We start from the raw sequence: 23,041 nt of genomic DNA on the forward strand, positions 1-23,041 counted from the left end.
GGTCATAGATGCGGTCGTGGCCGATGCGGATGCCGCTGCGGCCCTTGAGCAGCAGATGGGGGGCATTCGTCATGCTTTCCATACCGCCGGAGATCATCACGTCGCGGCTGCCGGCGACGAGCTGGTCATGCGCGAGCATGGTGGCTTCCATGCCGGAGCCGCACATTTTGGACAGCGTGACCGCACCCACACTGGCGGGCAGGCCGCCCTTGAAGCCGGCTTGCCGCGCAGGTGCCTGGCCCTGACCGGCCATCAGGCAGTTGCCGAACAGCACTTCATCGACCTTGTCAGCGGCAATGCCGGAACGCTCAAGCGCGGCCTTGATGGCGGCGCCGCCCAGGTCATGGGCCGACAGGCTGCTGAAGTCGCCCTGAAAACCACCCATGGGGGTGCGGGCCGCACCGAGGATAACGATGGAATCTGACATGTGTGTGTCCTTTCAGGTTGAAATAATCAGTGAAGTGATAGGTGTGAGCACGTATGGGAACCATCCCATCCAAGCAGGGGCCGCGGGACTGGCTTAGCCAGACCGCAGGCGCAGCGCCCCCTCGGGGGGCAGGGAGCTACACGCAGTGAGCGACCGTGGGGGCAACATATTCAGGGGGTCATCCCGCTGAGGCCAGTTAGCACTGGTTCAGGCGGCAGTTCGGTAAGCACTTCGTCGTGCGGGGCACCGGGGCTGTGCAGCGCGACAAAACGTTTCTCGCGCTCATAGGGAAACACGTCGTGCACATGACCAGCCTGGATGCGGGCCTGGTGTTTTTGCCAGAACCCGGCATCGAGCAGATTGGCGTGGTGCTTCATGAAAACCTCACGCACCGCGTCGTTGCCGAGCAAGAAGGGCTCGAAGGTTTCGGGGAACACGTCTTTGGGCCCGACGGAGTACCAGACCTCGCCGCTCATTTCTTCTTCTTCATTGCGGGCCGTTGGCACCTTGCGGAAGTTGCAGTCGGTGATGTATTCGATCTCGTCGTAATCGTAGAACACCACCTTGCCGTGGCGCGTGATGCCGAAGTTCTTCCACAGCATGTCGCCGGGGAAAATATTGGCGGCCACCAGGTCCTTGATGGCGTTGCCGTATTCGATGACAGCGCGCTCGATCTGGTCTTTGGCGGCGGGCTCTTGCACGCCGACATCAAAGGCTTCCTGCAGGTAGATATTGAGCGGGATCATGCGGCGCTCGATGTACACGTGTTTGATGATGACCTCGGTGGCGCCGTCGCCATCACGGTCGCTGATCTCAAGCTGACTGGGTGCGAACTTTTCGATCTCGGCAATCAGCTCGTCGCTGAAGCGTTCGCGCGGGAAAGCCACTTCGCTGTATTCCTGCGTGTCGGCCATGCGGCCCACGCGGTCGTGTTGCTTGACCAGCAGGTACTTGCCCTTGATCTGCTCGCGCGTCGTGTCTTTTTGTGGCGGGTAGTAGTCTTTGATGACCTTGAACACGTAGGGAAACGAGGGCAAGTCGAACACCAGCATGACCATGCCCTTGATGCCGGGCGCGATGCGGAATTTGTCGGTGGAGTGCCGCAGGTGGTACAAAAAGTCGCGGTAAAAAAGCGTCTTGCCCTGTTTGGCCAGGCCCAGTGCGTTGTAGATTTCAGCGCGCGGCATGTGCGGCATCATGCTGCGCAAAAACTGCACGTAGGCCGAGGGAATGCCCATGTCGACCATGAAGTAGGCACGCGCAAAACTGAAAAGAATCAGCAGGTCGTCTTCGCCGAACAAGGCCGCGTCGATAACCAGCTTGCCTGCCTTGTCATGCAGCACCGGCAACGCAAAGGGTATCTCGCTGAAGCCGTTGATGATTTTGCCGACCACATAGGCGCCCTTATTGCGAAAGAACAGGCTGGTCAGCACCTGGATCTGGAAGTTGGCGCGCAGCTTGACGCCCTGAATGCGTTCGCTGATGGCTTCGAGCACATAGCCGGCGTCGCGCTCCAGGTCGTCAAACGGCAGGCGCAGGTCAAAGTCACGTACCAACTGCAGCAGCACGTCGCGCATGTCGTCACGCGTGGGGTAGTAGGCGCGGTAGGTCGGCTGCGAGGCGAGTTCGTCGTTTTCGATGTACTCGGTGCTGACGGCCGGGCGTACAAAGATGAAGTCGTTCTGGAAATAACTGCGGTGCAGGATTTTGGTGGTGACCGAGTTGAAAAACGTTTCGGCCAGCTCGGGCTGGTGGTGGTTAACCAGCAGCCCGATGTAATGGAGCTTGACTTGCTGCCACACGTCCATTGGTTGCTCGCCGGCCTTGAACTCGCGCTCCAGCCGGGTGGAGGCCTCGCGCACGCGCAGGTCATAAAACTCGATGCGCTCGCGCTGTGCACGCTGCTGGCCGTGCCAGTCGGCCGTTTCAAAACGGTGTTTGGCGCGCGCGGACTCGGTGCGAAACAGCTGGTAGTGGCGGTTGAAGCCGTCCATCATCGCCTTGGCGATGTCGTAGGCAATGCTCGAGTCCAGGCGCTGGGGAAACATGGCGATTCCTGGTCAGACCAGTTGCTGCTGCGTGCCGCCGCCGGCGCGCGCGGTCCACATGTCCCAGACGCGGTCGACGGCCTTGCTGTAGAGCTTGTCGAGTTCGTCTGGTGAAGAGACGCTCATTTGCAGGTCCTGCAACAAGCCGTCGTGCACGCCGAAGGCCCAGCCATGGACAGTGACTTCCTGGCCGCGTGCCCACGCGTCAACCATGACGGTGCTGACGGAGACGTTGACCACCTGCTCGATCACGTTGATATCGCACAGAGCCTGGGCGCGCACGTCCTCGGGCAAGCTGTCGAGCAGCTGGCGGTGGCGGTGGCGCACGTCCTGGATGTGGCGCAGCCAGTTGTCGGCAAGGCCGATGCGTGCGCCTTCCAGTGCGGCCTGCACGCCGGAGCAGCCGTAGTGACCGACCACCATGATGTCTTTGACCTTGAGGCGCTCGACCGCAAACTGGATCGCTGAGAGCGCATTGAGGTCGGAGTGCACGACGATGTTGGCCACATTGCGGTGCACGAAGACCTCACCCGGTTCCAGCCCGGTGATTTGGTTGGCCGGCACGCGGCTGTCAGAGCAGCCGATCCACATGTACCTGGGCGTCTGCTGCTTGACGAGGCTGGTGAAGAAGCCGGGGCGCTCGGCTTCCATCTGCGCGGCCCAGGCGCGGTTATGGGCAAAGAGGTCTTGGAGCGATGTGGTCATGGGGGTATTTTCGCTTGCCGGCGGGGAGGCTGTCCGGGCAGAAGGGGGAAGTCAGCTTTCATCGAGAGTCTTCGCCTTCAAAAGCGCTTTTTTGTTCATGCATTTATCCGTGAAAGCGGCTGTCGCCTGGTCGCTCTCGGCCGGGCTCAATGGTGTGGGATTGGGCCCGGATTTCACGATGGACGAATCGACCAGCAAAGGCCCTTCTCCTGAAAAATCACAGACAAAGCGGTACTCGCTGCCGGCGAGCGACGCTTTCAGCATTTTCCTGGTGAGATGAAATTTGCCGCTCTGGTAGCACCACCGCTCCACCTCGCCGTCAGTCTGGACCAGTCCGGCCAGGCAGCGGTCTCCTTCGCCTTCATAGAAAGTGCCCACCCTTCCAGCAAAAAGTGTCCGCAGATTTTTGAAGTTCGGCGTCGGGCCGCGCGAGTACATCAGTTGCTGGGCGGGATGAGAGTTTTTTACGCCATGGAAGTATTCAAACAGCGTGAGGTTTCCCAGGCTTTTCCACTCGAGCCGTTCACACCCCGAGTGAAGTTCCTGACTCTGGGCGCTGAAACGGATGGGTTCGTCAAGGTCGATGCTGGAACTTGAGCCGTCTGGCAAAGCGAGCCTGACGGAGTACGCCATGAAACTGCCCTGGAAGGCGAGCGGGCCTGCCCCGGACAACTCCGCGAACTTTGTGGCGTCCAGAAAGACATTCCCGACCTTTCCCTGCAGCGATGCCGGGACGGGGCATTCGAACGTGGCGTCGGCAACTGGCGCTGCAGCGTTTGGTAAAGGCTCGTCTTCTTTGCACGCGCCAAGCAGCGCAGCAAGTGCCAGCACAAAGAGCCATTTGGGCATTTGATGTATCCCAGGCATCGGCATTACATGGTCTCGGCGAACAACTCGCGTCCTATCAGCATGCGGCGGATTTCACTGGTGCCGGCACCGATTTCATAGAGCTTGGCGTCGCGCCAGAGGCGGCCCAGCGGGTAGTCGTTAATGTAGCCGTTGCCGCCGTAGATCTGCACGCCCTCGCCGGCCATCCAGGTGGCTTTTTCGGCGCACCAGAGAATGACGGAGGCGCAGTCCTTGCGGACCTGGCGCACGTGGTCTGTGCCGAGCATGTCGAGGTTTTTGGCCACGGTGTAGGCGAAAGAGCGGCCGGCCTGCAGCACGGTGTACATGTCGGCGACCTTGCCCTGGATGAGCTGGAACTCCCCGATGCTCTGGCCGAACTGCTTGCGGTCGTGAATGTAGGGGACCACGTTGTCCATGACGGACTGCATGATGCCCAGCGGACCGCCGGTGAGCACGGCGCGCTCGTAGTCGAGCCCGCTCATCAGCACCTTGGCGCCGCTGTTGAGGCCGCCCAGAATCTGGCTGGCCGGCACTTCGACGTTGTTGAAGACCAGCTCGCCGGTGTGGCTGCCCCGCATGCCCAGCTTGTCGAGCTTTTGCGCGACGGAAAAGCCTTTCATGTCTTTTTCAATCAGGAAGGCAGTGACGCCGCGTGCGCCGAGTTCGGGTTCGGTCTTGGCATAGACCACCAGGGTGTCGGCGTCAGGGCCGTTGGTGATCCACATCTTGCTGCCGTTGAGCAGGTAGTAGCCGCCTTTGTCTTCAGCCTTGAGCTTCATCGAGATGACGTCGCTGCCGGCGCCGGGCTCGCTCATGGCGAGGGCGCCCACGTGCTCGCCGGTGATGAGCTTGGGCAAATACTTCTTGCGCTGCTCGTCGGTTCCGTTGCGCTTGATCTGGTTGACACAGAGGTTGCTGTGCGCGCCGTACGACAGCCCCACCGAGGCGCTGGCACGGCTGATTTCTTCCATGGCGATCATGTGGGCCAGGTAGCCCATGTTGGCGCCGCCGTATTCTTCACCCACGGTGATGCCGAGCACGCCGAGCGCGCCCATTTTTTGCCACAGGTCCATGGGGAACTGGTCGTTGCGGTCTACTTCGGCGGCGCGGGGCGCGATTTCGGCTTGGGCAAATTCGCGCACGGCGTCGCGCAGGGCGTCGATGTCTTCACCGAGCTGGAAGTTGAGTCCGGGCATGTTGGTCATGAGGGTCTTTCTGAAATACGGTGAATCGGCTCAATGGTTGGATCAATAGCGCTTGGGCACGGGCACCAGGGTTTGCTGCATCAGCGCACAGGCGCTTTCTTTGCCGTCAGCGCTTAAATGAGTGACTTCGGCAGCGGTGACGACGATGCGCTTGCCCGCTTTGACGACGCGGCCGAGGGCGCGCAGCTCGCCGTCCTTGAAGCCGGCCAGGAAATTGATTTTGTACTCGACTGTGGTGACTTCGGAGTCTTCCGCGGTCACCGTCAGTGCGGCATAGCCGCCGGCAATGTCGGCCAGCGCACCCATGGCGCCGCCGTGAAAACTGCCCTGCTGCTGCGTGACCCGGTCTGAATACGGCAAGGCCACTTCGCACAGCCCCGGCTCCACGCGCAGCAGCCGGGCGCCGAGGTGCTGCATCAGGCCCTGGCGCAAGAAGCTGGCTTCAATGCGCAGGAACAGCGCGGAGGGTGCGGATGCGTCCATGGAGAGCCTTTTGGAAACGGTGGAAAGCGGTTTCTTTTTAGTTGACGTTTACGTAAACGTCAATTATGGCGTATTTGCGAATCATCTGGCTTGTCCCGGGTCCACATCCGGGAATCAGAACGGCGGCGGCCCGCCTTGGGCCAATCGTCTATGACTTGCCGGCCTTGGCCTTCTCGGTTTTAACGAGCAGGGCTTTGGCTTCTTTTTCGTGGGTGCGGATTTCGTCCAGGTTGGCCTGGAGATCGAGCATCTGGGCTTCGAGCTTTTTGCGGTGCTCCGTCAGGATCGCCAGGAATTTTTTAAGCTGCGGGGCGGTGTCGCGCGGGCTGTCGTAGGAGTCGATGATTTCCTTGGCCTCGACCAGCGACAGGCCCAGTCGCTTGGCGCGCAGGGTGAGCTTGAGGCGGGTGCGGTCGCGCGCGGTGTACACGCGGTTGCGCCCGCCGGCACCTTCGCGCTGGGGTTGCAACAGGCCCATGTCTTCGTAAAAACGCATGGCACGCGTCGTCAGGTCAAACTCTTTTGCCAGGTCGCTGATGGTGTAGGTGGTGGCCATGGTAGTGAGGTCTTCTTTTGCAAAAGGCTGGCGGGCAGCGCAAAAAAAGCGCTGTCCCTACAATGGTTCTGTATGACGTTTACGTAAACGTCAAATATACCGCGAATGATGACATGAACCTCCTTGAGCAGCAACTGCATTACCCGTTCGGCGACACCCTGCCCGCCTCGGGTGCCACGCAGGAAGTGGCGCCCGGCGTGAAGTGGATCCGCATGGATTTGCCCTTTGCGCTGAACCACATCAACCTGTGGCTGCTGCGCGATGAGATGGACGACCCCGATGTGCCAGGCGCAAAAGTCCAGGGCTGGACGATCGTCGACTGCTGCATCAGCCGCGAGGAGTCCAAAGCCCAGTGGGAAGCGATTTTTGCGACGCAGCTGGAAGGCCTGCCGGTGCTGCGCGTCATCGTGACGCACATGCACCCCGATCACATCGGCCTGGCGCACTGGCTCTGCGAGCGCTGGACCACGGAAAGGCAGCCCGCCGACGAGCCGCCTCCAGGCGGGCCCGGCCCCCTCGGGGGGCTGCGACCCGCGCAGCGGCGCAGCGTGGGGGCGCCATGGATTTGCCGTCTTTGGATCAGCTCCACCGACTACCTTTCGGCCCGCATCGGCTCGCAAAGCACCACCGGCTTCGGCGGCGAGAGCGCCGCGCGCTTTTTTGCCGCGCACGGGCTGGTCGATCCGGAATCCATCGAAAAAATCCGCGGCCGGGCCAGCTATTACCCGGGCATGGTGCCGGCCGTGCCGGCCAGCTATGTGCGCATCATGGACGGCATGACGGTGCGCATCGGCGGGCGCGACTGGCGCTGCGTCAGTGGCTACGGCCATGCGCCGGAGCACATTGCGCTGCATTGCGCCGAGCTGAACACGCTGATCAGCGGCGACATGGTGCTGCCGCGCATTTCCACCAACGTGAGCGTGTACGACATGGAGCCGGAGTCGAATGCGCTCACGCTGTTCCTGGAGTCGATCGACAAATTTCTGCCGCTGCCGGAAGACACGCTGGTATTGCCGTCCCACGGCAAACCTTTTCGCGGCCTGCACACGCGCATTGGCCAGCTGCACGACCACCACCGCGACCGGCTCGCCGAGGTGACGCAAGCCTGCACAACCGCGCCCTGCAGCGCGGCCGACATACTGCCCATCATGTTTCCCCGCAAGCTGGACCTGCACCAAACCACCTTCGCCATGGGCGAAGCCGTAGCCCACCTGCACGCGCTGTGGTTAGGCGGCAAACTCGCACGCCGGCTGGACACAGACGGCATTTACCGGTTCAGCAGCGCTTCCTGAGCCAGGTGGTTTCCTCCGTTCGGGCTGAGGTATCGAAGCCCTGTGGAACGCTGGCCCTTCGATACCTCAGGGCGAACGGCGAGGGTATGTGACGCCCGGTCCACGCCCACTCTCCTCCCCAACCCAGCATGAGCCGCGGGACTGGCTTCGCCAGACCGCAGGCGGGGGCCCCTTGAGGGGGCAGGGAGTTACGCGAAGCGAACGACCGTGGGGGCTACAAGTCTGAGCCGCGGGACTGGCTTTGCCAGACCGCAGGCGCAGCGACCCCCTCGGGGGGGCAGGGAGCTACACGCAGTGAGCGACCGTGGGGGCTCTTCTCTTCAGCAGGGGCCGCGGAACCGGCTTTGCCGGGCCGCAGGCGCAGCGCCCCGGAATGGCAAACGTAGAGGTTTCTTCCTGTCCAAGCAGGGGCCGCGGGACTGGCTTTGCCAGACCGCAGGCGCAGCGGCCCCCTCGGGGGGCAGGAAGTTACACGCAGTGAGCGACCGTGGGGGCTAGCTACGCCACTTCCGATTAGCCGTCACCAAAGCAGTGAGGTAACCGTGCAACCAGTCGAAATTGACCGGTTTTTTGAGCAGGTGGGCGTGGAGCGGCAGGCCGCCGCGCGCGGCAATGGCGTCGGGCGGCAACCCGCTGATGACGACAATCTGCATGTCGGCCAGCTGCACATTGCGCTTGAGCGCCTTGAGCATTTCGATGCCGTCCACGCCGGGCATGGACAAATCGGTGATCAGCAGGTCGGGCCGCATGCTGGCGATGTCCATCATGGCTTCCAGCGCGGAGGGCATCCAGGTGCAATCGACCGGCAGGTCCCAGTCTTCAAACTGGCAGCGGTACAGCTCGCGGGTGTCTTCGTCGTCCTCCACCATCAAGACCCGCAGGCGGCTCTTGGGGTCGGTGTCGACGCGCGAGAGCTGCGGGCTGTTTTTGGCCAGGTAGGCATTGATGGACTGCAGCGCGATGCGGCGGTGGCCCCCCAGGGTCTTCCAGGCCTCGATTTCGCCCTTTTCCACCAGCGACTGCACCGTGGCGACGGACAGCCCCAGAAGCTTGGCTGCATAGCTGGTGCCGCAGTAATCCTCGCTGGAGAAGTCCGCCGCCGTGATGGCGGCTTCAAAAGACTTGGGCTCACGCGCCATGACTGACCGCCCGGAGGATGGAGTGTTTCATTTGGTGCATTTTAATCACTTGGTTTGACCAGGCTCCCGCGGGAAAACGATGGGGGGTGCAGGAGGTTCTCCGGGATAGGCATCAGGTGGACTGGGGAGCGGTGGGCAGCGTGAAGAAAAACGTGGCCCCTTTGCCCGGCGCCGCCTCGGCCCAAAGCCGGCCGCCGTGTCGCTTGATCACGCGGCTGACCGTGGCCAACCCGATGCCGGTGCCGGGAAACTCGGCGACCGCATGCAGGCGCTGGAAGGGGGTAAACAACTTGTCGGCATAGGCCATGTCAAACCCGGCGCCGTTGTCGCGCACAAAAAACTCCGGCTGCCCTGCGGCGTCCAGCTGGCAGCCCACCGTGATCTCGGCCATCGGCTGGTGTGAGCTGAACTTCCAGGCATTGCCCAACAGGTTTTCCATCACCACCCGGATCAGCCGGCTGTCCCCATGCGCCCTCAGGTCTTTTTCGATGTGCGCGGTGACCTGACGGTCGGGGTCGCGCACCCTCCATTCGTCAAGAACGTCGCGGGCAAGGCCCGACAGGTCCACCAACTTGTTGTTCAGGGGCACCCGCGACACCTGCGCGAGCGACAGCAGGTCTTCAATGAGTTGCCCCATCTGCGCCACGCCTGCCTGAATGCGCGAAAGGTAATGGGAGACCCGCTCATTGGCGCCGAGCCCCAGGTGCTTGCCCAGGAGGCGGCTGAAGCCGTCCACCGTGTTCAGCGGCGAGCGCAGGTCGTGCGACACGGAATATGAAAACGCTTCGAGCTCCTGGTTGGACAGACGCAGGGCGGCTTCGATGGCCTTGACCTCGGTGATGTCGGCGTCGATACCCACCCAGAAGGCCACTTCGCCGTGCTCGTCCAGCACAGGCGATGCCCGGTAAGACATGGTGTGTATGCCGTCCCGCGCCAGCACGCGGCGTATGCCCGAGTACTGCGAGCGGGTCGCCTTGGCCACAAGCCACCGGGCCTTGATGTCGGGAAGGTCGTCGGGATGGATGGCGGAAAACCATTGCTGGCCCGTCCAGTCGTCCATCTTGCCGCCAGCCAACTCAAACCAGGCACGGTTGAAGTAGGTGGCCGAGCCGTCCGGGTCGCTGGTCCACACCACCTGGGGCGCCTGCTCGGCCAACGCCTGAAAGAGCGCCTGCTGGTGTTCCAGCGCCAGCGTGCGCTCGGCAACTTTCTGCTCCAGCCCGGTGTTGAGCTGGCTGACCTCTTCAATCAGCCGTGCTTTCTGGATGGCAATGGAGGCCAGCTGCGCGAGTTCAAGCGCGACATATTCGTCTTCCTGCGTGAACTCGCCCTCGTATTTGTCGGACAACTGGAGCAGGCCGATGTTTTTGCCGTCGCGGCCGGTCAGCGGCACGGCCAGCCAGCCGTGCATGGCGGGATGCTCGTCAGCGTAACGGCCAAATCCGCGCCAGCGTGGGTGTGCCTCCAGCTCGGCCTGCGTCATGCGCATGGACCGGTTGGTCTGGCAAACCAGCGCGTAGATGCCGGTGCCGTCGGGCGGCTCGACCATGTCCCGGTATTTCGCGTACTTCTCGGACAGCGACAACGCGTTGATGGCCTGCGCCCAATCGTTGCTCACCGTGAGGCTGACGATCGCCTGGTGCGCGCCGAGAATCCCCCGCGCCTGCTCGGCCACCTCTTGCATGGTGCTTTCCAGCGTCTGGTGCCAGGTGATGGCCTGGGCCGCGTCAGCGGCACGCTGCAAGGTAAACAGGTGCTCCTGGGCGTCTTTCTCGGCCTTGGCCTGGGTGGTCATGTCCAGCGACACCACAAACCGCGCGGAATGGCCCGCATACTGCACCGGGCTTCCGACCACACTGGCCGGGAACACAGAGCCGTCCTTGCGCCGGTGTTTCCAGAGGATCTTGGGGTCCGGTGGATCGGCGGGCCGCTCCAGGTCCTGGCGCAGCATGTCGTGCTCTGTGACCGGGCGTATGTCGAAAATCGTCATCGCCAGAAACTCGGCGTGCGAGTAGCCGTAGCTGTCGATCGCGGCCTTGTTGACATTGAGGAAGCGCTTGGTCACGGTGTCAAACACCCACATCGGCACGGGCGCCATCTCAAACAGTGCGGCGTAACGCTGTTCGCCTTCGACCAAGGCCTGTTCGGCCAGCTTGCGCCGGGTGATGTCGCGCTGCACCGCGACCCAGTGGGTAAAGCCGCCCTTCGCATTGACGATGGGAACAATGTCGAGCTCCAGCCAGATCTCCTCACCGCTTTTGGTGTAGTTGATCAGTTCGGCGCGCACGGGCTCCCGCTTTTCCAGTGCGGCGCGGATGCGGTCGAGTTCGTCGCGCTGCGTTTTCGGGCCTTGCAGCAGCCGCGGCGTCTTGCCCATCACCTCTTCACGGCCGTAGCCGGTCCGGTGCTCAAAAGCGTCATTGACAAAAATAATGCGCGGGCCGGCCCCGTCAATGGGCTCGGCCTCGGTGATGAGCACGATATCGTTGAGGCGGGAAACGGCGGTTTCGAGAAGGCGAAGGTGGGCCTGCGCGTCGTGCTGCTCGGTGATGTCCTGCAGCACACCCACCAGGGTCACGATCTTGCCGTCCTGCTGCAGCGCCCGGCCCTGCGTGCGCACCCAGATGCGCCGGCCTTTGGCCGTGATGAGCGGCAGCTCCAGGTCCCAGGGTATGCCGCGCAGCAAGGCGCCTTCCGCCGCGGCCCGGATGGTGCGCCGCACTTCGGGCGCATAAAAATCAAGCGCGTCCTCGATGCCGAGGCCGATGGAAGGATCGAGTTCGTGGATGCGGTAGATCTCCTCGGACCAGTAGGGCGTCATGGTGTCCACCACAACCTCCCAGCCACCGACTTTTCCCAGCGCCCCGGTGCGGTTTAACAGCTCAGTACTGCGGGCAACCACCAGCTCGGCGCGCTTGCGGTCGGTGATTTCCTGAATCACGCCGGAGCGGCGCTGCCCTTGCGCTGCTTCGGTGCGGCCAAACAGGTGCACCCAACGCACTTCGCCGGTAGACGTGATGATGCGAAATTCGATGTCCAGGGGCTGGTCGGCTTGAACGGCCTGATCGCGCCTGGCCTTGAAGGCATCCCGGTCGCCGGGATGGACCACCTGCAAAAAACTGCCATGGCTCCGGTTGAAGGTTGCACGGTCAACGCCAAGTACCTCATAGACCTCATCGGACCACCAGCTTTCATTGGTGACGGGGTCAAGCTGCCAGTAGCCGATGCGTCCCAGGCGCTGGGCATCGCGCAGCTTTTGCTGGATGGCTTCGCTGTTGGCCAGTTCGGCTTGAAGGTCGTTGCGATGCTTCTCGAGCGATTCGGCCATGCGGTTAAAACCCGCGGAGATGCTCGCAAACTCCCCAAGATCATCGGGCCTGTCCACCGGGATCCGCACATCCAGCCGACCGTTCTGAAGCTGCCGGGTGGCCTCAAGAATGTTTCGGGTGGGCTCCACGATGGCGCGCCCGCCAATGACCCAGGCGATACCGCCGCCGACAAACGCCACCAGCGCCAGCATCGCCAGTTCAAGCCACAGCTGCTCGCGGCTGGCGCCCACCACCAGGTCCCGGTTCAGGCTGACCGCCACAAAAAAAGCGGCGTCTAAGTCGGGGCTGCTGGGCATGAAGGCCCAGAGGCGGGGCTGCCCGGTACCGTCTACGCCGTCGCTGGTGCCGGTGCGCATTTGCTGGGCGGCTGCTTTCAGAACGGGGCTTCTCACCACCTGCCCGATCCGGATGGGCAGCTCGGGCTTTCCCGCCAGCAACACGCCGCCGCGGTCGTGTATGCCCAACGCGGCGCCGGGCGGCAGCTGGATGTCGATGGTGGACTTGGCCATCTCGGCCAGATCGACAGAGGCATAGGCGATGACGTCGATGCGCCCGTCAGGGCCCAACAACGGAAGCGCAAATGAGATGGAAGGCCGGCCCGTGGCGCGGCCCACAATGTATTCCCCCGCCACAAAAGCGCGCCGCGCCACCGCTTTGCGGAAATAGGCGCGGTCGCCGACATAGCCCAGCCGTACACCGGCCTGGCCATTGCACAGCGCATAGCCATCAGGCGCTACGACACCGAAATTGGCATACAGCGGGAGCAGATTTCTGAGCGCCACCAGGTAACGGTCGCAGCGTGCACCGCCCTCTGCCCTGAGGTCAGGCATATGGACAATCGCGGTGAGGACCTGGCGGGCCGACTCCGCGAGGCGCTGCTGGGTTGAGGCAGCCAGTGACGTGGCGAATTCGAGGTCCGTCTTGGCCCGCTCGACGGCTACGTCGGCGTTGTACACGGCCTTGAAAATCGACAGGCCGAACATCGGCACGATCGCCACCAGCACCAGCATGACCAGACGGGTTCTCAGCGTGATGGGAACCTTCATGACGTTACCGTTGCAGGGATAGACACCCGGTGGTGAGAGGCGGCCACCGGTGCGTCACAGGATGTCAACCCGCCGCGATGGACTCATTGACGCCCAGCCAGTAGGCCTGCAGCCGGTTGAGCTTTTCGGTCAGCCCGCCAAAATCGACGGGCTTGCGGACAAAACCGTTGGCGCCGCTCTGGTAGCACGCCACGATGTCGGACCGTTCGCTGGACGACGTCAGCATGACCACCGGCACCAGCGCGGTCAGGGGATTGGCCCGCACGCTGCGCAGAACGTCCAGCCCCGACAGCTTGGGCAGTTTCATGTCGAGCAGAATGAAAGCCGGTTGCCTTTGGGTGTCGCGCCCCGCATGGGCGCCCTGCCCAAAAAGAAAGTCAAGCGCCTGCACACCGTCCCGGGCAACGGCGATTTCAGCGGTCACGCCCTGCTCCTCGAGCGTCAGCACGGTCAGCTCAAGGTGGTCCGGGTTGTCTTCAACTACAAGTATGAGTTTGTCGTTCATGTGGACTTAGGTGCACGGAGTCAATCCCTGTCGTTTTCTGTTTTTTTTGGTGATTTCTCATATTACCAAGTAAAGAATCGCCGCAGTACTGTGATTTGTACCCCTTTCCCTCCTCTTAACGGGGCTTGCGAGGCCTCTGAGGCGCCGGTTACCAGCGGGGGATCGCTTCGTCCTTGAGCTGGCCGCGCAGCTCAGCGTAGTCGGGCACCACCGCGCGCACGGTGTCCCAGAACCGGGGGCTGTGGTCCATCACGCGCAAATGGCTCAACTCGTGAACCACGACGTAGTCAATCACCGACTGCTTGAAATGGACCAGCCGCCAGTTCAGCCGGATGGAGCCGTCGGCGCTGGCGCTGCCCCAGCGCGTGCCGGCGCTGGACAGGCTGAGCTTGCGCCATTGCACACCGAGGTGCGGTGCGAAATGGTTGAGGCGCTCGATAAAGATGCGTTTGGCCTGGCGCATCAGCCAGGCCTGAACCGCGTCGCGGATCTGCTCGGGCGTGGCATGGTGGGGCAGGCCCACATGCAGTGTCAGCTGCGCCACACCGGGCAAAGTGCCATTGGCCGCGTCGCCGGCGCCCTGCAGCAGGACTTCGGCGGCGGGAACCCTGCTTTTGAGTTCTGCGCCGACACCGCCAAAAGCGTGCCGCGGGTCAATCACCACAATGACCTGGTCGCCCAGGAAAGGCAGCGTGGTGCCGTCTTTCCACTCAATGCGGGCGGACTCCATGCGCCGGTGGCGGGCCCGGGTTTCCTGCAGTTTGGCCAGAATCCAGCCCGACTTTTCCAGCACGGCCTTGTCGATTTCATACAGCGGGACCCATTTGGGCGCGCTCACCGTCAGGCCGTCGGCACCGGCCGAAAAGCCGATGGTCTTGCGCTTGCTGCGCCGGAACTCGTAGGCGACCAGCACGCCCTCCAGCACCGTCTCACGGGAGGCGCGCGGATGGCGAAACGTGGCAGGAGCCAGCGCCTGCTGCAGCGATTGCGCGGGCAGGTGAGGGCCGATGAAATCCGGTGTTGCTATTATTTCAATAGCTGGTGGCGCAAGGTCATCAAGGGCCTCAGGCCTTTTTGGCCTGGATTTTTTGGGTTTTGTGTTGCCTGGGGATCCGATTTTGGGTGCGGGCTCGGCATCAAACAGGTCAAGTGTGAACTGGAGAAGCCGTTGCATCATGGCAGTTTAGCGCGGCGGGTGCGAACGACTTCGCCGCTCAGGTATTGGTGGCGACCGGCGCGGTGCCGTCCGGGGCGTAGGCCTCCGGGTCGAGGCGGTGCATTTCGGCTTCGATCCAGTTTTCCACCTCGCGCATCAGCTCGTCGGGCTGGCGGCCCGTGCTGTCTATGGGCTTGCCGATCGAGATGTCGACAATGCCCGGGTTTTTGATAAAAGCCTTGCGCGGCCAGCATTTGGCGGACGTCACGGCAATGGGGATGACCGGGGCGCCGGTTTCAATGGCCAGGCGCGTTCCGCCCGACTTGTACGTGCCCTTCTGGCCGCGCGAAATGCGCGTGCCTTCGGGGAACATGATGACCCAGGTGCCCTGCGCCATCAGCCGCTTGCCCTGCACGACAACCTTGTTAAAGGCCTGCGACCGCTGGCTGCGGTCAATGTGAATCATGTCCATGCGCGCCATGGCCCAGCCGAAGAACGGCACATAGAGCAGTTCTTTCTTGAACACATAGGCCAGGGGATGCGGCATCAGCGTAGGCATGCACAGGGTTTCCCAGGTGCTTTGGTGCTTGAGCAGCAGCACGGCCGCGCTGGTCTGGCCCGTGGGCAGGTTTTCCATGCCGGTCACCCGGTTCCTGATGCCCAGAATGAAGGTGCCGCCGCTGACCGCCACGCGCAGCCAGCCTGCGCACATCCAGTACATGGTGTTGCTGCTGACGAACAGCGAGGCGACCACCACAAAGGTCGCCCACGGGATCACTGTGAGGGCCATCCACAGCAGGTGAAGAATCGATCGAATCAGTCGCATGTCAAGAATTCCGGTATCGGCATGTTGCGGCTGCTAGCGCAGCCATTTTTTTGTGTTTTATGGCTCCAGCCCTTACACAACAAGCGCAAGCAGCTATCATTTTTATAGTATGGCTACGGCGCCCTTACACCGCCACTTGCAGGGGCCGGGCGCTGCGTTCCAGAATGAAATCGGCAAACGCCGACAAGTCCGCATGCACCAGCGTGCCGTCGGGCAAGCCTTCAGGGCGCCCGCCATCGCGGTAGCGCGCCGATTTCCCCGTCAACACCAGGTGCGGCTCGCAGCCTGCGGCCGCACCGGCCTGCAAGTCACGCAGCGAATCCCCGGCCGTGGGCACGCCCTTGAGCGGCACGCCGAAACGCGCACCGATCTGCTCGAAAAGGCCGGGCAGGGGTTTGCGGCAGGTGCAGCTTTCCTCCGGGCTGTGCGGACAGTAAAACACCGCGTCAATGCGCCCACCGACCGCCGCGAGCAGCTTGTGCATCTTGGCGTGCATGGCGTTGAGCGCCGCCACGTCGAAGAGCCCGCGCCCCAGCCCCGACTGGTTGGACGCAATCACGACGTGCCAGCCGGCGTGGTTGAGCCGCGCGATGGCTTCCAGCGAGCCGGGCAGCGGCAACCATTCGTCCGGCGCCTTGACGAAGTCGTCGCTGTCGCTGTTGATGGTGCCGTCGCGGTCGAGGATGACGAGTTTCATGGGAAAGCTTCCTGTGCGCGGCGCTGTGTCCACTGGAGGATGTGCGCCAAATCATGTTTGGACGCATCCAGCAAACCGATGCGCTCGAGAAGGATGTCCAGCGTCACCAATTGGTGCTGCAGCAAAATACGAACGTAATCGGCATCCTTTGGCCTGCCGGCTGCGCATTTGGAGGCGGCAAGATCGTGCAGGTCAGGACAGATGGCCGTGACATCGCTCACATAACTCAATACCGCCCGGTCCATCCAGCCCTTTGGCAAGCTGGCCGATTCCGGACCGACGCCATCCGCGTGATAGCCAAAAGTATCGTGAAATGTGGATGGAGCACCAATGGCGCCATCGATCAAATCCGACTTTTCAGGGTGCAGGGCCGGGTACAAGTCAATTTCGGTTGACCGCAACAACTCGGTTGGCGGCTCGTCCAGGAGAAGCAAAATAGCCTGGCTGCCGACCAGAACGAAGCTCTTTTCGTTGGCTATTGCAGCGCTGGCGCGCAGCACAGGGGCAAGTTCGCTACGTTGCATGAAAACTAGACGACGCTTTGCGCACGCAAGGCCTGCCGCTCAGCCGGCGTCAACACGAAGCCCAAAGGCGAAACATTGCGCAAAGTCGCCGCAAGGTCGTTGTCAGCGCATACGCGCTCCTGCAAAACATTCAAGTCACCGCTGAGCAGCACGCGCCATTCCTGCAGATACGGATCGGAAGCGGTGGAGCCCCGTTGCTCCTGCCAGCGTTGCAAAGTGTGCGAAGCACGCTCGACAAGCTCGGGCTCCATCGCAAGCCTGCGAATCGCGGCGCGATGAAAGGCCTCCGTAAAGGCGTCGAGCTGCTTCTGTGATGGCATGGGCTGATTATCGAACCGAACGATTAAGTTGCCAACTTGGACAGATCAGCGACCCGGTTCATGGCTTGATGAAGAGTCGCCAGCAGCCCGAGGCGATTGGCTTTGAGCGCCGGGTCTTCGGCATTGACCATCACGCCGTCGAAGAAGGCATCGACCGGCGCTTTAAGTGCCGCCAATGCCTGCAGTGAGGCGGCGTAGTCGCCGGAGGCAAAAGCGGCTTCGGCTTTGGGTCCCACGGTTTTCAGTGCTTCAGCCAGTGACTTCTCAGCCGCTTCCTGCAGCAGCTCAGGTTTGACGGCAACTTCGACCGTGCCTTCCGCTTTCTTCAGGATGTTGCCGACACGCTTGTTGGCCGCAGCCAGTGCGGGCGCTTCGGGCAGCGCGGCGAAGGCGCGCACGGCCGCCAGGCGTTTGGCCACGTCACCCAGGCGCTGGGGCTTGAGCGCCAGCACGGCGTCGACTTCTTGCGCGCTGTAGCCCTGCTCGCGCAGGGAGCCGGCGAGGCGGTCGTAGATGAAGTCGGCTAGAGCAGCACGAGCGTTCTCTTCGGCCTTGCGCCTTGAGTGGCCGTACGCAACAACTCCGCCTTTGCCACTCTCCTGCTGGGTCTTTATGTCTTTTTCGCTTTGTGTCTTTGCCCAAGCGATCTGAATGGTTTCATCTTCATAGACGTCCCACGCAGCATTCAAAACAGCGCTCAAATCCAGCGACAGGTCTTTCTCTACCAATATACGGATCACGCCCAGCGCATGGCGGCGCAGCGCGAACGGGTCCTTGTCGCCGGTCGGCAGGTTGCCGATGCCAAACATGCCGACCAGGGTTTCAAGCTTGTCGGCCAGCGCGACAACCACACCCACGCTGTTACGCGGCAACTCATCGCCGGCAAAGCGCGGCTTGTAATGGTCTTCAATCGCATCGGCCACGTCGGCGCTGAGGCCGTCGTTGAGCGCGTAATAGCGGCCCATGGTGCCCTGTAGCTCGGGGAACTCGCCCACCATGTCTGTCACCAGGTCGGTTTTGGCCAATTCGGCGGCGCGCTGCACCTTTTCAACAAGCCCCACGTCGATGCGATTCGCGATGGCTTCGGCAATCGCCCGAACGCGCTGAGTGCGCTCGCCCTGCGTGCCGAGTTTGTTGTGATAAACCACCTTGCCCAGGCCTTCCACGCGCGAAGCCAGCGTTTTTTTGCGGTCCTGGTCAAAGAAAAACTTGGCATCAGCCAGGCGCGGGCGCACCACGCGCTCGTTGCCGCCAATGACCGCACTGGCATCCGTCGGGCTGATGTTGCTGACGACGAGAAATTTGTTGGTGAGCTTGCCGGATGCGTCCAGCAGCGGGAAATACTTCTGGTTGGCCTTCATCGTGAGGATCAGGCATTCCTGCGGAACGCCCAGGAATTCTTTTTCAAATTCGCAGACCAGCACGTTGGGGCGTTCGACCAGCGCGGTCACTTCGTCGAGGAGCGCATCGTCTTCAATCGCTTTGACACCTCCGCCGACCTTGGTGGCGGCCGCAGCGAGTTGCTTGACGATCTCGGCCTTGCGTGCCGCAAAGCTGGCGATCACCGCGCCGTCTTTTTGCAGCGTCGCGGCGTAGCTGTCGGCATCCTTCAGCACCACCGGATCCACAGAGGCTTCAAAGCGGTGGCCGTGGGTGATGTTGCCGGCCTTCAGGCCCAGCGCCTCGACGGCGACGACCGAGCTGCCGTGCAGCGCGACCAGGCCATGCGCGGGTCGCACAAACTTGACGTCGCTCCAGCCGTCAGCCAGCTGATAAGTCATCCGCTTGTCGATAGGAAGTTTGGCAATGGCTTCGAGCAGCGCCTTTTGCAGCCCTTCAACCAGCGTCGCGCCTTTAACGGTGCTGTCGTAAAACAGCGCTTCGGCCTTGCCGTCGGGCGCACGCTTGAGTCCGGCCACGGCCGACGCGTCGGCGCCCAGCGCCTGCAATTTTTTGAGCAGCGCGGGTGTCGCATTGCCCGATGCGTCAAGCCCCACGGCCACCGGCATCAATTTTTGCGAAACAGCCTTGTCGGCAGCTTGTGCCACCACCACCGTGACATGCGCCGCCAGACGGCGAGGCGAGGCGAAAGCAGTGAGCGCCGAATCGCCTGCGGTCAGTCCCTGGGCCTTGAGCTGCTCGAACAGCACGCCGGCAAAGGCATCGCCCAGCTTTTTGAGTGCCTTGGGCGGCAGCTCTTCAACAAACAGTTCTACGAGAAGGTTTTGGGAGGCGTTCATTGTGTTTTTCGGGAATGTCGGAGCGCAAAAATTGTCAGGGCTGCGGCCATCAGCGGCAGCCAGATGGTTTGGACTTCATTGAGCAACACGTCTGCGCCGCGTTGCGTGAAAAATCGGGAAAAAGAGACCGGCGACACCTCAACGGGCCGCCAGGGGCTGAAAAACCGCTGTTCGGAAAACGGCCAGTACAGCGGAATCGCCACGCCGCCGTTGGTAAGGGTGTCCAGCAGGGGGTGCGAGAACATGCAAAGCGCTATCCACGCATAGCCTTGCCACGGGGCCAGTTTCCAGTGCCGTGCCAGCCACCAGCCGACGAGTCCCGCGACGAGCGCAAAGCCCAGGGTATGGGTAAAGCCGCGATGCCCCCAGATACCGCCGTAGTGGATGCCAAGCTTGAAAGCGATGCCGTCGAAGTCGGGAAGGATGGCCGCGACCATGCCCGCCAGCAACATGGAGGGCGGTATCCGCTTGCTGCCCAAAGCCACCGCGGCGGCAATGGGGACGGCAATATGGGAAAAGATGGTGGGCATCAGGTGGGGCGAGGCAAGGTGCGAAGTGGGCGCGAAATCCTCAGGCGGCCTTCTTCGCCATCTGCTCCACCCACTCGCGCGGCGCCATGGGGAAACCCAGGCGTTCGCGGCTTTCGTAATAGCTTTGCGCCACGGCGCGCGCGAGGTTGCGGATGCGGCCGATGTAGGCGGCGCGTTCGGTCACGCTGATGGCACCGCGCGCGTCCAGCAAGTTAAAGCTGTGCGCGGCTTTCAAAACCTGCTCGTAAGCCGGCAGCGCCAGCTGCACGTCGATCAGGTGCTTGGCCTGCTTTTCGTGTGCTGTGAAAGCGGTGAACAGGAAGTCGGCGTCGCTGTGCTCGAAGTTGTAGGTGGACTGCTCGACCTCGTTTTGCTTGTAGACGTCGCCGTAGCTCAGTTTCGAGCCGTCAGGCCCTTCCGTCCAGGTCAGGTTGTAGACGTTGTCGACGCCCTGCAGGTACATGGCCAGGCGCTCCAGGCCATAGGTAATCTCACCGGTAGCGGGTTTGCAGTCGATGCCGCCAACCTGCTGGAAGTAGGTGAACTGCGTGACTTCCATGCCGTTGAGCCACACTTCCCAGCCCAGGCCCCAGGCGCCCAGCGTGGGGTTTTCCCAATCGTCTTCGACAAAACGGATGTCGTTTTTCTTCAGGTCAAATCCCAGCGCTTCGAGCGAGCCAAGGTAGAGCTCGAGGATGTTGGCGGGTGCGGGCTTGAGCACGACCTGGTACTGGTAGTAATGCTGCAGGCGGTTGGGGTTTTCGCCGTAGCGGCCGTCTTTGGGGCGGCGGCTGGGTTGCACGTAAGCGGCTTTCCAGGGCTCGGGGCCCAGGGCGCGCAGGAAGGTGGCGGTGTGCGAAGTGCCGGCGCCGACTTCCATGTCATAGGGTTGCAACAGGGCGCAGCCCTGGTCAGCCCAATAGGACTGCAGCTTCAGGATGATTTGCTGGAAAGTGAGCATAGGAATGGGTTGAAGGCAAAAGCGCGGCGCCTGAGGCGGCGCCGGGAAAGCAAGGCCGCACCGGACAACGGCGCGAAACCGTTCATTTTACGCGGCGACGCGCGGGCGCAGGGGTGGCCATGGGCGCCACCGTGTCGGGCGGCATGTACCACGCCGGGGCGGTCTTGAAGGCGTCAACGAGGAAATCCACCATCACCCGCACCTTGGCGCTCAGGTGGCGGCGGCTGGGGTAGACCGCCAGCACGTCGATGTCGGGCATGCGGTAGCCGGGCAGCAGCGGCACCAGGCGGCCATCACGCAAATCGTCGCCGATCAGGAAGGCCGGCTGCCAGATGACGCCCTGCCCGGCCAGGGCCGCTGCACGCGACGTGTCGCCGTTGTTGGCTAGCATGACGTAGTTGACCTTGACCATGTGCGGGCGCGCCTGTTCGTCCAAAAAATGCCATTCATTGGCAGTGGCCGCATAGGTGTAGCCCAGGCAACGGTGCGCCGCGAGGTCGGCGGGCACCTGAGGCGTCCCGTGCTTCTTGAGGTAAGCCGGGGCCGCGCACACGAGGTTGCGGGAGGCGGCCAGCTTGCGCGCAGCGTGAGTGGCCGGGCCGGCGCGCGAGATGCGGATGGCCAGGTCATAGCCCTCTTCGACGATGTCGACCACGCGGTCGCTGAGCGCGATGTCGAGCTCCACGTCCGGGTAACTTTGCATGAAGCGCGGCCACAACGGCGCCAGTTGGCGTATGCCGAAACTCACAGGCGCATTGATGCGCAGGCGCCCCCGCGGCTGCAGCGTGGCGGACGAGGCCAGCGCTTCAGCATCGGCCACTTCTTCTAGGATGGATTTGCTGCGCTCATACAGCGCCTCACCGCTTTCGGTGAGCGAGAGCTTGCGCGAGCTGCGGTTAAGCAGGCGAGTGCCGAGGTGGGCCTCCAGCTCGTTGATGTAGCGGGTGACATTGGCCGGAGACGTGTCCAGCGCATCGGCTGCCCGGGTAAAGCTGCCGCGGCCCACGACGGAGGCAAACACTTCAAAGGCACGCAAGCGGTCCATTTCGGCCCCATCAATTCATAAAAGATGAATGATTAAATCACTTTTACAGCCTTCATCCAATAGAAGATGAACCTTACATTGGACTCATCGGCAGGCAGGAAGACCCGCCGAACCCGAAACCGCTTCAACAAACGACAAAAGGAAATCGACATGACCACGCAAACCCAAACCTCTTCTTTCGCACCCCGTTTTGCCAACAAGACCGTGCTCGTCACGGGCGGCAACAGCGGCATCGGCCTGGCCACTGCGCTGCAATTCGCCGCTCAAGGCGCCCGCGTCGTCATCACCGGCCGCGACCAGACCACGCTGGACGCCGCCAAGGCCCAACTCGGCGACAACGCGATGGCCTTGCGCAACGACGCGGGCGCCAGCGGCTCTGCCAAGGCGCTGGCCGCCGCGCTGACGGCCGAAGGCGTCACGCTGGATGCGGTGTTTATCAATGCAGGCCTGGCCAAATTCGCCCCACTGGAAGGCGTGGACGAAGCCCTCTGGGATGACACCTTCAACGTCAACGTGAAAGGCGCCTTCTTTGCGATCCAGGCGCTGTCGCCGCTGCTGAACACGGGCGCCGCCATCATCCTGAACGGCTCCATCAACGCCCACATCGGCATGCCCAACTCGAGCGTGTATGCCGCCAGCAAGGCCGCGTTGATCTCGCTGGCCAAGACACTATCGGCTGAGCTGGTCGGACGCGGCATCCGCGTCAATGTGGTGAGCCCCGGCCCCGTGACCACACCGCTGTACGGCAAGCTGGGCGTACCCGCCGACCAGCTCGGCGCCCTGGCCGCCGGCATTCAGGCGCAAATTCCGCTCAAGCGTTTCGGCACGCCTGACGAAGTGGCCAGCGCGGTGGTTTACCTGTCGTCGCCCGACGCTGCTTTTATCGTGGGCACCGAGCTCATCGTGGACGGCGGTATGAGCCAGCTCTAAGCTGAGAGCCGCCTTCCACGCGTCAATAAAAAAGGGCGATGCCGTCACGGCACCGCCCTTTTTCTCTGTGCGAGAAGGCTCAGTATTGCCAGAAGATGCGTTGCAGCTCCTTGCTATCGATGTTTTTGGTCAGCGCGACGGCAGCCAGGATGCGGGCCTTTTGGGGGTTCAGGTCATGCGCGACCACCCAGTCGTACTTGTCATCGGGCTGCTCGGCGTTGCGCAGCA

Annotated in this window: 20 protein-coding genes and 2 pseudogenes; 2 read left to right on the forward strand and 20 right to left on the reverse strand. The window is 62.5% G+C overall.

Annotation, left to right across the window (positions count from 1 at the left end):
* The 7 genes and pseudogenes from ABI546_RS19595 to ABI546_RS19625 all read right to left on the reverse strand — a co-directional run.
* Positions 1-427: pseudogene (locus ABI546_RS19595) on the reverse strand (acetyl-CoA C-acetyltransferase); the annotation flags it as partial.
* A gap of 170 nt (positions 428-597) precedes the next feature.
* Positions 598-2,475 (reverse strand): bifunctional isocitrate dehydrogenase kinase/phosphatase, encoded by a 1,878-nt coding sequence (gene aceK, locus ABI546_RS19600; RefSeq protein WP_348049348.1) that lies wholly within the window; start codon positions 2,473-2,475, stop codon positions 598-600.
* Positions 2,476-2,487: 12 nt separating this feature from the next.
* Positions 2,488-3,180, reverse strand: coding sequence for a carbonate dehydratase (gene can, locus ABI546_RS19605; RefSeq protein ID WP_348049350.1), 693 nt, complete (start codon positions 3,178-3,180; stop codon positions 2,488-2,490).
* A 51-nt stretch (positions 3,181-3,231) separates the two neighbouring features.
* Positions 3,232-4,029: a hypothetical protein gene (locus ABI546_RS19610; protein WP_348049352.1), complete on the reverse strand. Its 798-nt coding sequence runs from the start codon at positions 4,027-4,029 to the stop codon at positions 3,232-3,234.
* Between the two features lie 23 nt (positions 4,030-4,052).
* On the reverse strand, positions 4,053-5,234 hold the full coding sequence (locus ABI546_RS19615; RefSeq protein ID WP_348049354.1) for an isovaleryl-CoA dehydrogenase: 1,182 nt from the start codon (positions 5,232-5,234) through the stop codon (positions 4,053-4,055).
* A 42-nt stretch (positions 5,235-5,276) separates the two neighbouring features.
* Positions 5,277-5,717, reverse strand: coding sequence for a PaaI family thioesterase (locus ABI546_RS19620; RefSeq protein ID WP_348049356.1), 441 nt, complete (start codon positions 5,715-5,717; stop codon positions 5,277-5,279).
* Positions 5,718-5,865: 148 nt separating this feature from the next.
* A complete protein-coding gene (locus ABI546_RS19625; RefSeq protein ID WP_348049358.1) occupies positions 5,866-6,273 on the reverse strand; it encodes a MerR family DNA-binding transcriptional regulator in 408 nt (135 codons plus the stop codon).
* Positions 6,274-6,386: 113 nt separating this feature from the next.
* Here ABI546_RS19625 and ABI546_RS19630 point away from each other — a divergent pair, with 113 nt between their 5' ends.
* On the forward strand, positions 6,387-7,565 hold the full coding sequence (locus ABI546_RS19630) for an MBL fold metallo-hydrolase (protein ID WP_348049360.1): 1,179 nt from the start codon (positions 6,387-6,389) through the stop codon (positions 7,563-7,565).
* Between the two features lie 494 nt (positions 7,566-8,059).
* On the opposite strand, the gene ABI546_RS19635 is transcribed toward ABI546_RS19630, so the two are convergent.
* The 12 genes from ABI546_RS19635 to ABI546_RS19690 form a co-directional block, all read right to left on the reverse strand.
* Positions 8,060-8,704, reverse strand: coding sequence for a response regulator (locus tag ABI546_RS19635; protein ID WP_348049362.1), 645 nt, complete (start codon positions 8,702-8,704; stop codon positions 8,060-8,062).
* Between the two features lie 112 nt (positions 8,705-8,816).
* Positions 8,817-13,079, reverse strand: coding sequence for a PAS domain S-box protein (locus ABI546_RS19640; protein WP_348049364.1), 4,263 nt, complete (start codon positions 13,077-13,079; stop codon positions 8,817-8,819).
* A gap of 64 nt (positions 13,080-13,143) precedes the next feature.
* On the reverse strand, positions 13,144-13,584 hold the full coding sequence (locus tag ABI546_RS19645) for a response regulator (RefSeq protein WP_348049366.1): 441 nt from the start codon (positions 13,582-13,584) through the stop codon (positions 13,144-13,146).
* 148 nt (positions 13,585-13,732) lie between these two features.
* On the reverse strand, positions 13,733-14,761 hold the full coding sequence (locus ABI546_RS19650) for a SprT family zinc-dependent metalloprotease (protein WP_348049368.1): 1,029 nt from the start codon (positions 14,759-14,761) through the stop codon (positions 13,733-13,735).
* 37 nt (positions 14,762-14,798) lie between these two features.
* Positions 14,799-15,566: a lysophospholipid acyltransferase family protein gene (locus tag ABI546_RS19655; RefSeq protein ID WP_348049370.1), complete on the reverse strand. Its 768-nt coding sequence runs from the start codon at positions 15,564-15,566 to the stop codon at positions 14,799-14,801.
* A gap of 124 nt (positions 15,567-15,690) precedes the next feature.
* Positions 15,691-16,263, reverse strand: a complete 573-nt coding sequence (gene gmhB / locus ABI546_RS19660) for a D-glycero-beta-D-manno-heptose 1,7-bisphosphate 7-phosphatase (RefSeq protein WP_348049372.1) — start codon at positions 16,261-16,263, stop codon at positions 15,691-15,693.
* Positions 16,260-16,763, reverse strand: a complete 504-nt coding sequence (locus ABI546_RS19665) for a DUF6036 family nucleotidyltransferase (RefSeq protein WP_348049374.1) — start codon at positions 16,761-16,763, stop codon at positions 16,260-16,262. Before ABI546_RS19665 ends, gmhB begins: the two co-directional genes overlap by 4 nt.
* Before the next feature lie 29 nt (positions 16,764-16,792).
* A complete protein-coding gene (locus ABI546_RS19670) occupies positions 16,793-17,107 on the reverse strand; it encodes a hypothetical protein (protein WP_348049376.1) in 315 nt (104 codons plus the stop codon).
* Positions 17,108-17,130: 23 nt separating this feature from the next.
* Entirely contained in the window at positions 17,131-19,347 is a 2,217-nt protein-coding gene (glyS, locus tag ABI546_RS19675; protein ID WP_348049378.1) for a glycine--tRNA ligase subunit beta, read from the reverse strand.
* A complete protein-coding gene (locus ABI546_RS19680; RefSeq protein WP_348049380.1) occupies positions 19,344-19,877 on the reverse strand; it encodes a metal-dependent hydrolase in 534 nt (177 codons plus the stop codon). The genes glyS and ABI546_RS19680 overlap by 4 nt, the downstream gene beginning before the upstream one ends.
* Before the next feature lie 40 nt (positions 19,878-19,917).
* Positions 19,918-20,838 (reverse strand): glycine--tRNA ligase subunit alpha, encoded by a 921-nt coding sequence (glyQ, locus tag ABI546_RS19685; RefSeq protein ID WP_348049382.1) that lies wholly within the window; start codon positions 20,836-20,838, stop codon positions 19,918-19,920.
* Positions 20,839-20,920: 82 nt separating this feature from the next.
* The gene (locus ABI546_RS19690; RefSeq protein WP_348049384.1) at positions 20,921-21,883 is read right to left on the reverse strand and encodes a LysR family transcriptional regulator; all 963 of its coding nucleotides are present in this window, start codon (positions 21,881-21,883) and stop codon (positions 20,921-20,923) included.
* 150 nt (positions 21,884-22,033) lie between these two features.
* Between ABI546_RS19690 and ABI546_RS19695 the strand changes: the two genes are divergently transcribed.
* Entirely contained in the window at positions 22,034-22,813 is a 780-nt protein-coding gene (locus ABI546_RS19695) for an SDR family oxidoreductase (protein ID WP_348049386.1), read from the forward strand.
* Positions 22,814-22,892: 79 nt separating this feature from the next.
* On the opposite strand, the pseudogene ABI546_RS19700 reads toward ABI546_RS19695, so the two are convergent.
* Positions 22,893-23,041: pseudogene (locus tag ABI546_RS19700) on the reverse strand (L-asparaginase); the annotation flags it as partial.

It is taken from the genome of Polaromonas sp. (assembly GCF_039932935.1).
In the GTDB taxonomy this organism is placed as follows: Bacteria; Pseudomonadota; Gammaproteobacteria; order Burkholderiales; family Burkholderiaceae_C; genus Polaromonas.

Bases quoted from the DNA above. Each gene is read 5' to 3' on its own strand.
- ABI546_RS19670 (WP_348049376.1), bottom strand. From the start codon at position 17,107: ATGCCATCACAGAAGCAGCTCGACGCCTTTACGGAGGCCTTTCATCGC.
- gmhB (WP_348049372.1), bottom strand. From the start codon at position 16,263: ATGAAACTCGTCATCCTCGACCGCGACGGCACCATCAACAGCGACAGC.
- ABI546_RS19620 (WP_348049356.1), bottom strand. From the start codon at position 5,717: ATGGACGCATCCGCACCCTCCGCGCTGTTCCTGCGCATTGAAGCCAGC.
- ABI546_RS19695 (WP_348049386.1), top strand. From the start codon at position 22,034: ATGACCACGCAAACCCAAACCTCTTCTTTCGCACCCCGTTTTGCCAAC.
- ABI546_RS19625 (WP_348049358.1), bottom strand. From the start codon at position 6,273: ATGGCCACCACCTACACCATCAGCGACCTGGCAAAAGAGTTTGACCTG.
- ABI546_RS19650 (WP_348049368.1), bottom strand. From the start codon at position 14,761: ATGATGCAACGGCTTCTCCAGTTCACACTTGACCTGTTTGATGCCGAG.
- can (WP_348049350.1), bottom strand. From the start codon at position 3,180: ATGACCACATCGCTCCAAGACCTCTTTGCCCATAACCGCGCCTGGGCC.
- ABI546_RS19690 (WP_348049384.1), bottom strand. From the start codon at position 21,883: ATGGACCGCTTGCGTGCCTTTGAAGTGTTTGCCTCCGTCGTGGGCCGC.
- ABI546_RS19645 (WP_348049366.1), bottom strand. From the start codon at position 13,584: ATGAACGACAAACTCATACTTGTAGTTGAAGACAACCCGGACCACCTT.
- glyQ (WP_348049382.1), bottom strand. From the start codon at position 20,838: ATGCTCACTTTCCAGCAAATCATCCTGAAGCTGCAGTCCTATTGGGCT.
- ABI546_RS19640 (WP_348049364.1), bottom strand. From the start codon at position 13,079: ATGAAGGTTCCCATCACGCTGAGAACCCGTCTGGTCATGCTGGTGCTG.
- ABI546_RS19635 (WP_348049362.1), bottom strand. From the start codon at position 8,704: ATGGCGCGTGAGCCCAAGTCTTTTGAAGCCGCCATCACGGCGGCGGAC.
- aceK (WP_348049348.1), bottom strand. From the start codon at position 2,475: ATGTTTCCCCAGCGCCTGGACTCGAGCATTGCCTACGACATCGCCAAG.
- glyS (WP_348049378.1), bottom strand. From the start codon at position 19,347: ATGAACGCCTCCCAAAACCTTCTCGTAGAACTGTTTGTTGAAGAGCTG.
- ABI546_RS19630 (WP_348049360.1), top strand. From the start codon at position 6,387: ATGAACCTCCTTGAGCAGCAACTGCATTACCCGTTCGGCGACACCCTG.
- ABI546_RS19680 (WP_348049380.1), bottom strand. From the start codon at position 19,877: ATGCCCACCATCTTTTCCCATATTGCCGTCCCCATTGCCGCCGCGGTG.
- ABI546_RS19615 (WP_348049354.1), bottom strand. From the start codon at position 5,234: ATGACCAACATGCCCGGACTCAACTTCCAGCTCGGTGAAGACATCGAC.
- ABI546_RS19655 (WP_348049370.1), bottom strand. From the start codon at position 15,566: ATGCGACTGATTCGATCGATTCTTCACCTGCTGTGGATGGCCCTCACA.
- ABI546_RS19610 (WP_348049352.1), bottom strand. From the start codon at position 4,029: ATGCCCAAATGGCTCTTTGTGCTGGCACTTGCTGCGCTGCTTGGCGCG.